At 63.0% G+C, this 14,663-nt stretch carries 13 protein-coding genes; 12 read left to right on the plus strand and 1 reads right to left on the minus strand.

The window, feature by feature from the left end; genetic code table 11:
- Positions 1–377 precede the first annotated feature (377 nt).
- The 12 genes from ACP2YP_RS36315 to ACP2YP_RS36370 all read left to right on the plus strand — a co-directional run bounded on the left by ACP2YP_RS36315 (position 378) and on the right by ACP2YP_RS36370 (position 13,303).
- Positions 378–1,079 carry a response regulator transcription factor gene (locus ACP2YP_RS36315; RefSeq protein WP_426421103.1) on the plus strand — a complete coding sequence of 234 codons (702 nt, stop codon included), beginning with the start codon at positions 378–380 and terminating at the stop codon, positions 1,077–1,079.
- 39 nt (positions 1,080–1,118) lie between these two features.
- Entirely contained in the window at positions 1,119–1,556 is a 438-nt protein-coding gene (locus tag ACP2YP_RS36320) for a response regulator transcription factor (protein WP_426421104.1), read from the plus strand.
- A complete protein-coding gene (locus ACP2YP_RS36325; protein WP_426421105.1) occupies positions 1,549–3,645 on the plus strand; it encodes an ATP-binding protein in 2,097 nt (698 codons plus the stop codon). The genes ACP2YP_RS36320 and ACP2YP_RS36325 overlap by 8 nt, the downstream gene beginning before the upstream one ends.
- Positions 3,646–3,835: 190 nt before the next feature.
- A complete protein-coding gene (locus ACP2YP_RS36330; RefSeq protein WP_426421106.1) occupies positions 3,836–4,831 on the plus strand; it encodes a helix-turn-helix transcriptional regulator in 996 nt (331 codons plus the stop codon).
- A gap of 51 nt (positions 4,832–4,882) precedes the next feature.
- Positions 4,883–5,836, plus strand: coding sequence for a helix-turn-helix domain-containing protein (locus tag ACP2YP_RS36335; RefSeq protein ID WP_426421107.1), 954 nt, complete (start codon positions 4,883–4,885; stop codon positions 5,834–5,836).
- A 99-nt stretch (positions 5,837–5,935) separates the two neighbouring features.
- Positions 5,936–6,229, plus strand: a complete 294-nt coding sequence (locus ACP2YP_RS36340; RefSeq protein ID WP_426421108.1) for a hypothetical protein — start codon at positions 5,936–5,938, stop codon at positions 6,227–6,229.
- Between the two features lie 118 nt (positions 6,230–6,347).
- Positions 6,348–7,553: an NAD(P)/FAD-dependent oxidoreductase gene (locus tag ACP2YP_RS36345; protein WP_426421109.1), complete on the plus strand. Its 1,206-nt coding sequence runs from the start codon at positions 6,348–6,350 to the stop codon at positions 7,551–7,553.
- Between the two features lie 77 nt (positions 7,554–7,630).
- Positions 7,631–8,428 (plus strand): acetoacetate decarboxylase, encoded by a 798-nt coding sequence (locus ACP2YP_RS36350; RefSeq protein ID WP_426421110.1) that lies wholly within the window; start codon positions 7,631–7,633, stop codon positions 8,426–8,428.
- Positions 8,429–8,461: 33 nt separating this feature from the next.
- Positions 8,462–9,646, plus strand: coding sequence for a DUF3734 domain-containing protein (locus ACP2YP_RS36355; protein ID WP_426421111.1), 1,185 nt, complete (start codon positions 8,462–8,464; stop codon positions 9,644–9,646).
- A gap of 28 nt (positions 9,647–9,674) precedes the next feature.
- Positions 9,675–10,820: an HlyD family secretion protein gene (locus ACP2YP_RS36360; protein ID WP_426421112.1), complete on the plus strand. Its 1,146-nt coding sequence runs from the start codon at positions 9,675–9,677 to the stop codon at positions 10,818–10,820.
- A gap of 48 nt (positions 10,821–10,868) precedes the next feature.
- Entirely contained in the window at positions 10,869–12,482 is a 1,614-nt protein-coding gene (locus tag ACP2YP_RS36365) for an MDR family MFS transporter (protein WP_426421113.1), read from the plus strand.
- Between the two features lie 38 nt (positions 12,483–12,520).
- Entirely contained in the window at positions 12,521–13,303 is a 783-nt protein-coding gene (locus tag ACP2YP_RS36370; protein ID WP_426421114.1) for a 3-hydroxybutyrate dehydrogenase, read from the plus strand.
- A gap of 156 nt (positions 13,304–13,459) precedes the next feature.
- Here the strand turns inward: ACP2YP_RS36370 and ACP2YP_RS36375 are convergent, their stop codons facing one another.
- Entirely contained in the window at positions 13,460–14,653 is a 1,194-nt protein-coding gene (locus tag ACP2YP_RS36375; protein WP_426421115.1) for an HlyD family secretion protein, read from the minus strand.
- Between the last annotated feature and the right edge of the window lie 10 nt (positions 14,654–14,663).

Below are 14,663 nucleotides of genomic sequence, written 5' to 3' on the forward strand. Positions count from 1 at the left end.
GTCAAGTCTCGCCTCTAAGGTGCGGCGGCAGCCTGGTGGGAAACGCGAAATGCGCGCGAAAAATGGCTGACAAGAAAGGGTCAAACTCGGTTGTGACCGGTCATCCGTGGACGGTCGTCCAGGCTTGCGTGCGCAATGCGCGTGGCTCGCCAGCCATCCCGCTCCGGTTCCATCGTGCGTTTGTGATAAAGTCAGCGGCGTAAAGCAGAATTAGGCAATCCATGCGCGTTTTGGGAAAGACGACGGTACGGTATAGCCTTAAGAGCCGTAAAAGCCCGGGTGGTCGTGACTATTCCGTGCGGGGAAGAGGCGTCTTCTGACCCTCCGAAAGACACGACGACAGACCGCGGAGCCGGAAGCGATCAAGAGGCCACGCCATGCTTGAGACAACCGCCCGCTCTTATGCCTCACCTCCCTTAAACGTGGATTCCGAAACCAAAGATCACCCGCTCGTCCTGATCGTGGATGACGACGCGGAGGTGCGCTTCGCGCTTCGCGAACTGCTCCTGTCAGTCGGACTCGATGCTTGCTGCTTTGGATCGACGCAGGAACTGTTGCACGCCGATCTGCCGGAACGGCCGGGCTGCCTGATCCTCGACGTCCGAATGCCCGGCGCCAGTGGTCTCGATCTGCAGCAGCATCTCCTGCTGAACGGCAACACGCGGCCGATCATCTTCCTCACCGGTCATGGCGACATCGCAATGACGGTGCAGGCGATGAAGGCAGGCGCCATCGACTTTCTCACCAAGCCCGTCAGGGACCAGGCGCTGCTCGACGCGGTCACGGCCGCGCTCGACAAAGATGTCGCACAAAGAGCGACCGCACGTCGCGCCCGGCAACATATCGAGCGCTACGCAACATTGACGCCACGCGAGCGCGAGGTGCTGCGTGCAGTGGTCAAGGGTCGTCTCAACAAGCAGATCGCGTTTGACCTCGGCATCAGCGAGATCACGGTCAAGCTGCATCGCGGCAATGCGACGAGGAAATTGCGGGCGGGCTCGATCGGAGAACTAATCCGGCTGTGGGAGACCTTGCCTGCCGAGCTTCGAGGAGAGCCTCCGACCTACACCAAAGAATAGGTACAACCTGGCCGGCATTGCGCGGATGGTCGTGGAGCCATGCCAGCGAAAAACGTCCGTTCGTCCAAGCCACCTCTGGTCGCCGTCGTAGACGACGACGAGGCCGTGCGAGAGGCGCTTTCCGATCTTCTTCTCGTCATGGACGTTGCATGTCGCACTTTCGACCGCGCGGAGGCCTTCATGGCCGAATACATGCCGGGTCGCTTCTCCTGCCTGATCACCGATGTGAGCATGCCGGGGCGGAGTGGCCTGGAACTTCAGGAGCGATTGCGGGAACTAAGTTCGTCAATGCCGGTTATCGTCATCACCGCCGACCCAAGTCCGGCCACTCGCGCGCGCGCGCTGAAGGGAGGGGCTCAGGCGTGCCTGACCAAGCCGGTCAACGACGAAGTCCTTCTTCAACACCTGCAGGCCGCGCTGAGCCGCCCGGGCGACGTACGCGACGACAATCGGCGGGGCACGCCGTCAGATGAGTAATCTTTCCCGCCGCGCCGGCGCGAACGGCCATGAGCTCCATTTTGACCTTCCCCATGCCATGGAGCTGGTCGATCTGGCGTCCGAAAGCGTCATCATCAGCGACGCGCATGGCATCATCAGATACTGGAATACCGCGTCGGAGACGCTCTACGGCTGGCCCGCTATGGCGATGGTGGGCCAGCCCGTCCAAGCGATCGGCTCGCTTGTCCACGCTGGCACCGACCATTTCGGCGCGCTCTTGCGCGAAGGCCGGTGGGAAGGCATCGTCCATCGGCGCGGGCTGACCGGAATGAACGTCGTGGCTGCCGTGAGGCAAATCGTCAGACGGGACGCAGCCGGCGACGTTCTTGATATCGTCGAGTTCGGCCGCGACGCAGGGTCTCTCTCTCAAGCGTCGTACCTCCGCATGGATGCCGAGTTGCAATCCTCACTCGCCGCAGCATGGGAACTCGATACGTCGCCCGCGCGCCCTGTGCTGGATGCGATCGCGGAACACCGGCGCAGCGGTGCCACCATCGATCTGGATCAGCATCCGGATTGGGTTGAGGGATTGCTGACGGCAACCCGCATTCTCGCCGTCAACGATCGCGCGGTCCGTATGTTCGGCGCCCACGCCGGCTACGAACAGATGATCGGCCGGCCCGTCGGTGCGTTCTGGCCGGCCGAGAGCCGCTCCGTGCTGGCCGCGCTGCTTGAAAGCGTCGCGAGCGAACGTATGCGGGTGGAAACACGCAAGATGGTCCTGAGCGGGAGCCTGCGCGAACCCGTCGTCAAGGCCTGGCACGCGGCAGAGCCGAAGCCCCACGGCACCGTGTTCGTGACGATCAATGGTGCGATAAATGACGATCGCACGACGTGGGAATTGCAGGCGAGTGAGGACAGGTACCGCAGGCTCATCCAATATCTGCCGACGGCGCTTTGGCAGGTGGATTCCCGTCGCGCTGGTGAGGCCTTCGACCATTTGAAGGCGAACGGGGTGGACGATATCGCGAGCTATCTCGAGCGCAATCCGGACCTTGTCGAACATGCCAAGGACGTCGTTCGCGTCACCGACGTCAATCGGGACGCTGTTTCGCTGTTCCGTGCCGGCAATCCCGCCGATCTCATCCGGCCGGTTCGCTATATTTTTGCCGCCGCTCCCGGACTTGCCGAACGGGTGATGGTTGCGCACTTCGAGGGCCGCCGGAATTTCATTGCGGAAACCCGGATCCGCGCCTTCGACGGCTCGATCATCGACGTCCTGTTCACGGTGACATATCCGGTGCCGCCGGAGCAGCTGGATAACACCTTCATCACCATGCAGGACATTACCGAGCGGTTGAACGCCGAGCAGCAGCTTCGAAAACTGCAGGCCGACTTCTCGCACGCCGGACGCATCGCGACGCTCGGAGAACTGGCGACGTCGATCGCGCATGAGATCAACCAGCCGCTTGCGGCCATCGTGACCAACGGCGAGACCAGCCTGAGATGGCTGGCGCGCGCCGATCAAAACACCGAAAAGGTCACCCAGCTCACCTCCCGGATCGTGTCGAATGCGCGTCGCGCCAGCGACATCATTCATCGCATCCGCGGTATGGCGGCCAAGCACGAGCCGGAGAAGCGCCTGATCGACCTGAACGAGGTGGTCGAGGAGGCCCTCCTGTTCATTCGTCATGATATCGATTCGAAGTCGATCGTTCTGTCGGCAACCTTCGGTGCCGGACTTCCCAAGGTTATGGGCGACCGAATCCAGTTGCAGCAGGTCATCATCAACCTGCTGGTCAACAGCATCCAGGCGATCGTGCAATCGGGCCAGCCGACGCGCCGGATCGACACCCGGACTTCGATCGATGGCGAAGGCTGGGTCGTCTTCTCCGTTCTCGACAATGGGCCGGGCATTCCCGAAGCAGATCTGGCGCATGTCTTCGACAGCTTCTTCAGCACCAAGGACGCGGGAATCGGTATCGGCCTTGCCATCTGTCAGTCGATCATCACCGCGCATGGCGGTAGCATCGCGGGCGCGAACCGTCCGAATGGCGGTGCGCATTTCCACTTCACGCTTCCGGTGCCAACGGCTGCCAGTCCCGATCCCGGCGACGCCGTTCGCTAGGCGTGTCGTGCTGTTCGATCCAGTTTTCATTGCGCCTGATGCCGCGAAATCGCGCCGACCTATCCCGAGGCATAGGTGACTCTATCCCCTGAACCGGGGAAATCAGACCCGATGCACGATATCGCCGGGCATCAATCCTCGTCATCGTGACCAGCATGGTCGAGGCGATCGCTCCCCTGCCTGCCGACTCATGAACCGGCCGGCGACAGGCGAGCGCAAGCCCCCCAACAGGACGAAATCCATGAGCGAGCCGATTGCCGATCCCCTGAGGGCTCTGCTTGTCAAGCCCAGCACACAACAGGAGAACTTGCCGGCATCCGACCGGCACGCTGCCGATGTGGAGATGGCGCGCGTCCTCCACACCGCACCTCTCCGCATGGCCCTGGATGCTTCGGGCGCCGGGATCGCGCACTGGAAGCATGAACCATTGCACGACGTCGTCGAACCCATGAGCCATCACGTCATCATGGCTTACAACGGTTCGGTGCAGCGCATGGAGCGGCGGTCCGGCAGATCGGTCGCGAAAGGGACATTCCGCCGCGGGGTCGTGATCGTCATTCCCGAAGGATCGAGCTCTCGCTGGGACATTCCAAAACCAGTTGATGTCGTTCAGCTCTATCTACCGCACGCATCGCTGAAGCGCTTTGCCGATGAAGCCAGGGCGGCATCGACCGATCTCCTCGAACGAACGGCGCATCCCGACCCCATCACATCCCGACTGCTATTGAGCGCAGCCAGCGTGCTGGATGGCAACGGCGCGCTGGATACGCTGTTCAGGCTTCAGCTGACGGACCTTCTGGCCATGCGGCTTCTGGCTGCGCATATCAGCTCGCCAACCACATTCCAGCCGGTCGTGGGCGGTCTTTCGCCGAAGGTCCTGCACCGTGCCGTCGAACGCTTGCGGTCGGACAGCGAGGCGGACGTCTCCCTCGATGCCCTGGCTTCCGACGCCGGCCTGTCGCGCTTCCACTTCTGCCGCGCCTTCAAGGAGAGCACCGGGCTTTCGCCTCATGCCTGGCTGCGGCAGCATCGCCTCGAGCAGGCCATGAACATGCTGCGCGACACCGACGCAACGATCGCCTTGATTGCAGCGGAGCTCGGCTATGCCTCGCAAACAGCCTTCGCCGCAGCGTTCAGGCGATCCACCGGCGAAACGCCGAGCGACTGGCGCCGACGCGTGCGTTAGCCGCAACCGCTCCGCAGGTATGGTGTGCTTTCGGAGCGTGAGGACAGATCGATGAGCAACGAGAGCTTGGCCGATCCTCCGAAGACTCCGCGGGTTGCGTCTGGCGATCGCCGGAGCGAGTTGTCGGTCGGCGACCGGCGTCCTGCGGATGTGGAGATGACGCGCGTCCTCAAGACCACGCCTCTCGAGATGGCTTCAGACGCTTCCAACGGCGCCATCGCGCATTGGAAGCATGGGCCTCTGCACGACGTGGTCGAGCCGATGATCGACCACGTCATCATGGCTTACCCCACGGGCGTTCAGCGCCTCGAGCGGCGCAGCGGGAAATCGGTTGCGATTGGAACGGCGCGCGCCGGCGTTGTGACGATCATCCCCGCCGGTTCGAGCGCCAGATGGGATATCCCGGGCCCTGTCGATGTCATCCAGCTCTATCTTCCGCACGCAACCCTTGAACGCGTCGCCCGCGAGGCCAACGCACCCGCTCCCGGCGATCTCGTGGAAAGGACAGGACATCTCGACCCCATCACTTTCGAATTGCTGATGACTGCCGCCGACGTGCTGCAGGGCAATACAGTTCTGGACGCATTGTTCAGGCAGCAACTGGCGGACCTCGCGGCAACGCGCATCCTGACCGAGCACATCGGCGTGCCGACCACGCCTGAACCGATCATGGGCGGGCTCTCTCCCCACGCTCTGCGACGCGCAATCGAGCGCTTGCGCTCGGAAAGCGACGCTGACGTGTCTCTCGCTGCATTGGCGTCCGATGCAGGACTGTCGCGCTTCCACTTCTGCCGGGCGTTCCGGGAAAGCACCGGGCTTTCGCCTCACGCCTGGCTGCGCCAGAACCGGCTCGAGCAGGCCATGAACATGCTGCGTGGTACCGACGCAGCGATTGCAACGGTGGCCGCAGAGCTCGGCTACACCTCGCAAACTGCGTTCACGGCAGCGTTCAGGAAGTTGACCGGCGAAACCCCGAGCGATTGGCGACGGCGTATCCGGAAATAACAATCGCTCTGCAGGTGCCGCAATCGCTCTGGCGCAGTGGCAGCTTCGGTCCGGTAGATGATCAGGGTCCCCCACGCTCCCGACAGACGGAGACAAACGATGGCGTCGAGAACCTTCATCAGCCTCCTTGCAATCGTCCCGCGACGGAGAATTGCAGCGACCACGATCGTGTACGGCCTCTCCTTGGCCATACGCTTCACCTCGGCCACCGGCGAGGAGATGGAAATTCCGGCCCAGGCCTTCCAAAGGAGCAATCCGGTGATGTCGATCGTGAAAAGGGATAGCGCCCAGCTCCCCTACGCCGACTGGAGCCCGAACGCAGCTCAGCCAATGACCTTTCGCGAATACTGGCCACCGAGGGTCTCGTCGATGTCGAGCTGCCCTTCTCCATAACACCCGACAAGTTCGATTCGCGTCATCGTCGTCGATCGCAAATGGCTTGCCGCCAATGAGAAGCGGCGGTGCTGACGCGCCTATGTCCAGGAAACTTCAAATCACAAGAGTAGACCACATGCGACTAGTCATCATTGGTTCCGGCTTCGCCGGCATGTACGCCGCCCTTTCCGCCGCTCGTCTGCGCGACATCCAGGGCGTCTCGCCCGAAGATCTCGAGATCGCAGTTGTGGCACCCGAATCGACGCTGGTGGTCCGCCCGCGCCTCTACGAACCGAAGCCGGAGACGTTGACAGCACCTCTGCTCGACGTTCTCAGCGCGATCGACGTGGTCTACGTGCAGGGTAGCGCCGAGACGATCGACAGCAAGTCCCGCACCGTGCAGATCGTCGCGGCCAAGGGCGCACGAAAGACACTGCCCTACGATCGCTTGATCGTGGCCACGGGCAGCCGGCTGTTCCGCCCGAATATACCCGGTCTCGCCGAGCATGGCTTTAGCGTCGATCAGCTCGACGATGCGATTGCGCTCGACCGGCATCTGCACCGCCTGGCGGATCAGCCCGCGTCGGCGGCGCGCGACACGGTGGTGGTCGCCGGCGGCGGGTTCACCGGCATCGAAGTGGCGACCGAGATGCCGGCAAGGCTGCGCGCGATTCTCGGCAAGGGTGCCAAGCCCCGCGTCATCATCGTCGAAAGGAACAGCGCGGTCGCTCCCGACATGGGCGCGTCTCCCCGCCCCGTCATCGAGGAAGCGCTGCGCAAGGTCGGCGTCGAGACCCGGCTCGGTACCGCCGTTGCGTCGCTGAACAAATCCGGGGTCACGTTGTCGAACGGCGAGCACATCGCGTGCGCGACCGTGATCTGGGCCGCCGGCATGCGCGCGGCACCGCTGACCGCGCAGATCCCCGCCGAGCGCGACAGTTTCGGTCGGCTGCTGGTCGACCGTGATCTGCGCGTGTTGACGGTACCTGGCGTATTCGCCACCGGCGATGCCGCCAGGGCCGCATGCGACAACGTCGGCAACTACGCGCTCATGTCGTGCCAGCACGCCACGCGGATGGGTGCCTTTGCCGGCAACAATGCCGCTGCCGAACTGCTGGGAGTTCCGACCAGGCCCTACCACCAGGAAGCCTACGCCACCTGTCTCGACCTCGGAGAGGCCGGTGCGATCTTCACGATCGGTTGGGAGCGGACATTGAAGCTGGTCGGCGCGGAAGCGAAGAAGACCAAGCAGCAGATCAACACCGTCTGGATCTATCCGCCACCGGCCGAGCGCGCCGCTGCGCTGGCCTCGGCCGATCCCGAGCACGTCGGCGAATTGTAGCTGTGTCAAAACAACCAGCCGCGCGTCTCGCGCAGAGTGCGCGGCCCGCTCACCATCATAGATCTGGAGTCACTCCGATGAACCACGAGACCGTGCGCACGACGGCGTTCGCCATGCCACTGACAAGCCCCGCTTTCCCGCCCGGCCCCTACCGCTTCATCAATCGCGAATACTTTATCATCCAGTACCGGACGGACCCCGAGGTGCTACGCCGGATCGTGCCCGCACCGCTCGAAGTCACCGAGCCGGTGGTGAACTACGAGTTCATCCGCATGCCCGATTCGACCGGCTTCGGCGACTACACCGAAAGCGGTCAGGTCATCCCGGTGTCCTATCAGGGCAAGTCCGGCAGCTTCACCCACCAGATGTTCCTCAACGATCATCCGCCGATTGCCGGCGGGCGCGAGCTGTGGGGCTTTCCCAAGAAGCTGGCGCAGCCGAAGCTTGAAGTCGAGATCGACACGCTGGTCGGCAGCTTGAACTACGGCTCGGTGCGGATCGCGACCGGTACCATGGGCTACAAGCACCGCGCCCTCGACACCACGGCCGAGGCAAAAAAGCTCACCGCGCCCAACTTCCTGCTCAAGATCATCCCACATGTCGACGGGACACCGCGCATCTGCGAATTGGTGCGCTACCACCTCGAGGACATCAATGTGAAGGGGGCATGGACCGGGCCCGCTGCGCTCGACCTGTACTCGCATGCCCTGGCACCTGTTGCCGAACTGCCGGTCCTCCAGGTTCTGTCGGCGAAACATATTTTGGCCGACCTCACGCTTGGGCTCGGCACCGTGGTTCACGACTATCTCGCTTCGGGCGAAGCTACACACCGCCGCAGGTCCTCCGAGATCCTGATCGATGCAAGTGCCAGCTGATCGAAATCAACCATGCCATCTGGAGTTCTCAAAATGCTGAACGTGATGCGCGAGCATAGCAATCCCGTGCCGCAGCCGAGCAAGCGACCGCTGCCATACGATGTCGTCGCACTGGTGCTGCAGGGCGGCGGCGCGCTCGGCGCCTATCAGGCCGGCGTCTATGAAGGCCTGCACGAGGCCGGCATCCGGCCGAACTGGCTCGCCGGCATCTCGATCGGCGCGCTCAACGCCGCCATCATCGCGGGCTCCCCCGAAGCCGAGCGGGTGACGCGGCTGCGCGAGTTCTGGGAAACCATCTGTGCCTTCTCGATCGAGTGGCCCGCCGGCGAAGGGCTGGCCAATGCCCTGCCCTTTGCGTTCGACATCAGCTCGATACGCAACGTGCTGGCGGCGACGCGAGCGCTGGTCCAGGGCCAGCCCGGCTTCTTCAAGCCGCGCTTCCCCTCGCCACTTTGGTCGCCGTTCTCGGGTAATGCCGCAACCAGCTTCTACGATACGGCACCATTGCACCAGACGCTGGAGCGGCTCGTCGATTTCGACCGACTGAACTCGGGTGAGGTGCGCGTCAGCGTCGGCGCAGTCAACGTCCGCACTGGCAACCTGACCTATTTCGACACCGCCGAGCGCAAGCTCGGACCGAAGCATTTCATGGCGTCCGGCGCCCTGCCGCCGGGCTTTCCCGCCGTCGAAATCGAGGGCGAGCATTATTGGGATGGCGGCGTGGTCTCGAACACACCTCTTTCCCGTGTGCTGTCCGGCGAGCCCTGTGACACGCTGACATTCCAGATCGATCTCTGGTCGGCCAGGGGCCGCGTTCCCTACGACATGATGGAAGTGTCGAGCCGGCAGAAGGACATCCAGTATTCGAGCCGGACACGGACCGTCACCGACCAGGTGCTACGGATGCAGAAGATGCGTCAGGCCTTGCAACGGACGATCGCGAAGTTGCCGGACGCCGCGAAGCAGGACCCGGAAATCCGCGCCATCGCAGATCTGGCGCGCCAACGCTCCTACAACATCGTTCATCTGATCTATCAGACCAAGATCCACGAGGGCCATTCACGGGACTACGAGTTCGGCTTGAGCGCGATGCGCGCCCATTGGCAGAGCGGACTCGAGGACATTCGCCGCACGCTCGCCGACCCAAGACGCCTGGACCCGCCCGCCCCGGAGCTCGGCATCGTCACCCACGACGTCCATCGCCGCGATGGACTCTGAGCGCCCCCCACAGGTTTCGGAGAATGCCATGTCGACCCTTTCCTATGCTTCCGAGCAGGACGTCAAAACCAGCCTTCAACCGTCCCGACAGACGATCAAGCGGGCCGCGCTCGCCCTGCTGCTGACGGCGGGCGTCGTCGCGACGGTCGATTATGGCTACTACTACCTGACCACCGGCCGCTATCTCGAAACCACCGACGACGCCTATGTGAAGGCCGACTCCACCATCATCGCGCCGAAGGTCTCGGGCTACATCGCGCGGGTTCTCGTAAACGATAACCAAGCGGTGAAGGCCGGCGAGTTGCTGGCGCAGATCGACGATCGTGATTTCCGCACCGCGCTCGACCAGGCCGAGGCCGATGTCGCCGCCTCGGAAGCCGCAATCCGCAACCTCGATGCGCAAATCATCCTGCAGCAGCAGGTCATCGCGCAAGGCGCGGCAGACGTCGCAGCGGCCGAGGCCAGTCTGAAGTTCGCACAGGAAGAGCAGGCTCGCTACGACGGCCTGATGAAGACCGGTTCCGGCACGGTGCAGCGGGCGCAGCAGACTGACGCCGCGCTGCGCGCCGGCAGCGCACAATCGCAACGCGCGAAGTCCGGCCTGCTGGCGGCCGAGCGCCAGGTTGACGTGCTCACCACCGAGCGTGCCCGGGTCATCGCACAGCATGATCGCGCCCGCGCGGTGCAGGAGCAGGCGGCATTGAACCTGTCCTACACCAGGGTCACCGCACCGGTCGACGGTACGGTCGGCGCCCGCTCGCTCCGCGTCGGACAGTTCGTCCAGGCCGGTACGCAGCTGATGGCGGTGGTGCCGCTCGATGCCGTCTACATCGTCGCCAATTTCAAGGAGACCCAGCTCACCCATGTGCGGAGCGGCCAGCCGGTCGAGCTGACCATCGACAGCTTCCACGGCACGAAGCTGCAGGGCCATGTCGACAGCCTGTCGCCGGCGAGCGGCCTGGAATTCGCTCTGCTGCCGCCCGACAACGCCACCGGCAACTTCACCAAGATCGTGCAGCGCATTCCCGTGAAGATTGTGCTCAACGATCCCGGCCTCACCGGTCTGCTGCGCCCGGGCATGTCGGCCGAGCCGACCGTCAACACCAAGGCTGCGGCCGTCGCCGAGCGTGAAGCCCGAAAGCGCCTCGCCTTGCGCACCGCGCCCCGCAGCTGAGCTGAACGGGTGCGACTGCATCTCTCTTGCATGTCCCGGGGAACCACCATGACTACGCAGCAAACCAGTACCGACAACATTCCCGTCAGCGGCCACGGGGCAGCCGCTACCGCTCCAGCTACCATCTCCGCAAAGACCTGGATCGCGGTGACCGGCGCCACGCTCGGCGCCTTCATGGCGGTGCTCAACATCCAGATTGTCAACGCCTCGCTGGCGGACATCCAGGGCGCGATCGGTGCCGGCATCGATGACGGCGGCTGGATCTCGACCTCCTATCTAATAGCCGAGATCGTCGTGATTCCGCTCTCCGGTTGGCTCGCACAGGTATTCTCTGTCCGCATCTACCTCCTGACCAACGCCTCCCTCTTCATGGTGTTTTCTGCAGCGTGCGCACTCGCGCAAAACCTGCCGCAGATGATCGTGATGCGCGCGGTGCAGGGCTTTTCCGGCGGCGTGCTGATCCCGATGGCTTTCACACTGATCATCACGCTTCTGCCGAAGGCGAAGCAGTCGATTGGCCTTGCCATGTTCGCGGTCTCCGCGACCTTTGCACCCGCGATCGGTCCGACCATCGGCGGGTATCTCACCGAGAACTGGGGCTGGGAATATATCTTCTATGTCAATCTGGTGCCGGGCGCGCTGATGATCGGCATGTTGTGGTACTCGCTCGAAACCAAGCCGATGAATCTCGCGTTGCTGCGCGAGGGCGACTGGTTCGGCATCGTCACCATGGCCGTCGGTCTCGGCGCTCTGCAAACCGTGCTGGAGGAAGGCAATAAGGACGACTGGTTCGGCTCGCCCTTCATCGTCAGGCTGTCGATCGTCGCCGCAGTCGCACTGTCGGCCTTCCTTTCGATCGAGTTGACCGCGAGGAAGCCGCTGTTGAACCTTCGCCTGCTGGTTCGCCGCAATTTCGGCTTCGGCATCCTGGCCAACTTCCTGCTCGGCATCGCGCTCTATGGCTCGGTGTTCATCCTGCCCGTCTATCTGTCGCGGATTCAAGGCTACAACGCCGAGCAGATCGGCATGGTGCTGGCATGGACCGGCTTTCCGCAACTGTTGCTGATTCCGCTGGTGCCGCGACTGATGCAGCGCTTCGACGCCCGGATCATCATCGGCATCGGTTTCGCGATGTTCGCCGCTTCGAACTTCATGAACATCCACATGACCAACGATTACGCGACCGATCAGCTGTTCTGGCCGAATGTCGTCCGTGCCTTCGGTCAGGCGCTGGTGTTCGCGCCGTTGTCGGCAGTCGCGACTTCCGGCATCGAGGCGGAGAACGCCGGCTCTGCTTCCGGCCTGTTCAACATGATGCGCAACCTTGGCGGCGCCGTCGGCATCGCGCTGTTGCAGACGCTGCTGACCAAGCGCGAGCAATATCACTCCAACGTGCTGATGCAGTCGGTCTCCACGCTGGAGCCGGCCACGCAGGCAAGGATCGAGAAGCTGACGCAGTATTTCATAAGCCACGGCGTGATCGATCGCTTCGATGCAACTCGCCGAGCCTATGTCGCGATCGGCAAGATCGTCCAGAAGCAGGCGTTCATTCTGGCCTTCAGCGACATGTTCTTCCTGCTGGGCGCCGCACTGATCGTCGCACTTGCCGCAGCCATGATGCTGAAGAGTTCCGGCCAGCTCGACGCCGGCGGGGCTCACTAACCCTCCTTCAATTCCACCTGACAGCGAAAGGAAATTCCATGTTCAAGAACAAGGCAGCCATCGTCACCGGATCGACCAGCGGCATCGGGCTCGGAATCGCCAAGGAACTCGCAAGGCTCCGCGCCAACCTCGTGTTGAACGGGTTCGGCGACCCCAACGAAATCGAGACGATCCGCAGCGAGATCGAGCGCGAGCATGGCGTTCGTGTGGTCTACGACGGCGCAGATATGTCGAATGGCGATGCGGTTCGCGGATTGATCGCCACGACGATCGAGACGTTTGGACGCCTCGATATCCTCGTCAACAATGCCGGCATCCAGTTCACAGCGCCGGTGGAAGAATTTCCGTCCGCAAAGTGGCATGCGATCCTGGATATCAATCTGTCGGCCGCGTTCCACGGCACAGCGGCGGCGGTGCCCCATATGAAGCAGCAGGGGTGGGGACGGATCGTCAACATCGCGTCCGCGCACGGCCTCGTCGCCTCGACCCACAAGGCGGCTTATGTCGCGGCCAAGCACGGGCTGATCGGCTTGACCAAGGTGGTTGGCCTGGAGACCGCCGGCAGCGGCGTGACCTGCAACGCGGTCTGCCCCGGCTGGGTGCGGACGCCCCTGGTCGAAAAGCAGATCAGTGACATCGCCGCGCAGAAAGGCATTAGTCAAAAGGACGCAGCCAAGGCACTTCTCGGCGAGAAACAACCGTCCTCCGAATTCGTCTCTCCGGAGCAGTTGGGAGCCACCGTAGCCTTCCTGTGCTCGCCTGCGGCAGACCAGATCACGGGCACCTCGATCTCGGTCGATGGCGGATGGACCGCGCAGTAGCATGCTACGATCAGAGCCGCAGGACATCTCCGCTCGCTCGAGGCGCCCCGCCCCCCGGAGCATGGCGCCAGGGATCGATCCAAGTTTCGGTTCGGCAAGATCCCGGACGATGCAGCGTGACGTGAGATAGAGGCTACTGTCAGGACTCCTGCGATCCTAGAATTCCTTCTTGGATAGGTCGGTCAAGGCCGCATTAGACGTGCGATGAGCGCCGACAACATCTTCCAAGCCTGTCTCGATCGTCGCCTCAACGGAGAGGCCAACGCGAAGGAGCCGCGCGAGCGGTTGATTCGGAGATAGCGTGATCTTGACTGGCAAGCGCTGGACGATCTTCGTGAAATTACCCGTGGCGTTGTCGGGCTGAATCGGGGCGAAAGTGGCCCCCGTGGCAGCGGGCACGCCGACCACCGTGCCATCGAGATCGATGTCATAGGCATCGACGTGGATGCGGGCGTGTTGCCCCGGCTGGACATGTTTCAGCTGGACTTCGCGGTAGTTCGCCTCGACATAAACATCGGACAGGGGAACGACCGCCATCAACCCGGCGCCCGGGCTGACGTAGTTTCCGACCTGTACAGCGCGCTGCCCGACCATACCGTCCACCGGTGCGCGGATCTGAGTGTAGGAAAGGTTGAGTTGCGCCTGCGTCAACTGCGCTTCATCGGCCTTAACCGTGGCCATGGCCGCTTCTTGTTCCGCGTTTGCGATCGTAAGCTGCGTGTGCGCAGCCTCCAGCGCGGCTTTGGCACCGTCGGCCGACGCTTGGCCTGTCAATAGAGAAGTGTCAGCCTGCTGTTGCATCTTCACAGTGCCAGCGCCTGTGAAGGCGAGCTGTTGATAGCGGGTGGCATCCTTCTCTGCGAAGTTGAGCTGCGCTTGTGCCATTGCAAGTTGCGCTTTGGCCTGGGCGATCAAGGCCACTTGACGGCTGACATTGGCGGCGGCATTCGCGGCCGCGGCGCGGTCACGCGCCAGCGTGGCTCGAGCTGTATCCAGGGCGGCAAGAAAATCGCGATCGTCAAGTTGAACCAGGAGATCGCCGGCCTTGACCATTTGATTGTTATCGACGGTTACAGAGGTGATCTGACCAGCGACCCGTGATGCGATTGTCGCATAATGTACCCGTACATAGGCATTATTTGTCCAGATATGAGGCGTCGGCATATAAATGCGCCAAAGCAAAGTGGCGGCGCTCGCCGCGACGATGCCACTTGCCAGAAGCCATGGCCAGCGGGTCCGCCGTTTCTTCGCGGGAAGCGCTTCTACCTTGTTGGATTGGACCGGAGTCCCCACCGGCGGCGACTCACCAGGTCGGATGCGAAACGACGTGTCGGAAGGGACGACCGACATCATAGCCTCC

The sequence above is a fragment of the Bradyrhizobium genosp. A genome, assembly GCF_049949275.1.
GTDB lineage: Bacteria > Pseudomonadota > Alphaproteobacteria > Rhizobiales > Xanthobacteraceae > Bradyrhizobium.

Bases quoted from the DNA above. Each gene is read 5' to 3' on its own strand.
- ACP2YP_RS36370 (WP_426421114.1), top strand. From the start codon at position 12,521: ATGTTCAAGAACAAGGCAGCCATCGTCACCGGATCGACCAGCGGCATC.
- ACP2YP_RS36335 (WP_426421107.1), top strand. From the start codon at position 4,883: ATGAGCAACGAGAGCTTGGCCGATCCTCCGAAGACTCCGCGGGTTGCG.
- ACP2YP_RS36340 (WP_426421108.1), top strand. From the start codon at position 5,936: ATGGCGTCGAGAACCTTCATCAGCCTCCTTGCAATCGTCCCGCGACGG.
- ACP2YP_RS36315 (WP_426421103.1), top strand. From the start codon at position 378: ATGCTTGAGACAACCGCCCGCTCTTATGCCTCACCTCCCTTAAACGTG.
- ACP2YP_RS36345 (WP_426421109.1), top strand. From the start codon at position 6,348: ATGCGACTAGTCATCATTGGTTCCGGCTTCGCCGGCATGTACGCCGCC.
- ACP2YP_RS36320 (WP_426421104.1), top strand. From the start codon at position 1,119: ATGCCAGCGAAAAACGTCCGTTCGTCCAAGCCACCTCTGGTCGCCGTC.
- ACP2YP_RS36325 (WP_426421105.1), top strand. From the start codon at position 1,549: ATGAGTAATCTTTCCCGCCGCGCCGGCGCGAACGGCCATGAGCTCCAT.
- ACP2YP_RS36350 (WP_426421110.1), top strand. From the start codon at position 7,631: ATGAACCACGAGACCGTGCGCACGACGGCGTTCGCCATGCCACTGACA.
- ACP2YP_RS36375 (WP_426421115.1), bottom strand. From the start codon at position 14,653: ATGTCGGTCGTCCCTTCCGACACGTCGTTTCGCATCCGACCTGGTGAG.
- ACP2YP_RS36365 (WP_426421113.1), top strand. From the start codon at position 10,869: ATGACTACGCAGCAAACCAGTACCGACAACATTCCCGTCAGCGGCCAC.
- ACP2YP_RS36360 (WP_426421112.1), top strand. From the start codon at position 9,675: ATGTCGACCCTTTCCTATGCTTCCGAGCAGGACGTCAAAACCAGCCTT.
- ACP2YP_RS36355 (WP_426421111.1), top strand. From the start codon at position 8,462: ATGCTGAACGTGATGCGCGAGCATAGCAATCCCGTGCCGCAGCCGAGC.
- ACP2YP_RS36330 (WP_426421106.1), top strand. From the start codon at position 3,836: ATGAACCGGCCGGCGACAGGCGAGCGCAAGCCCCCCAACAGGACGAAA.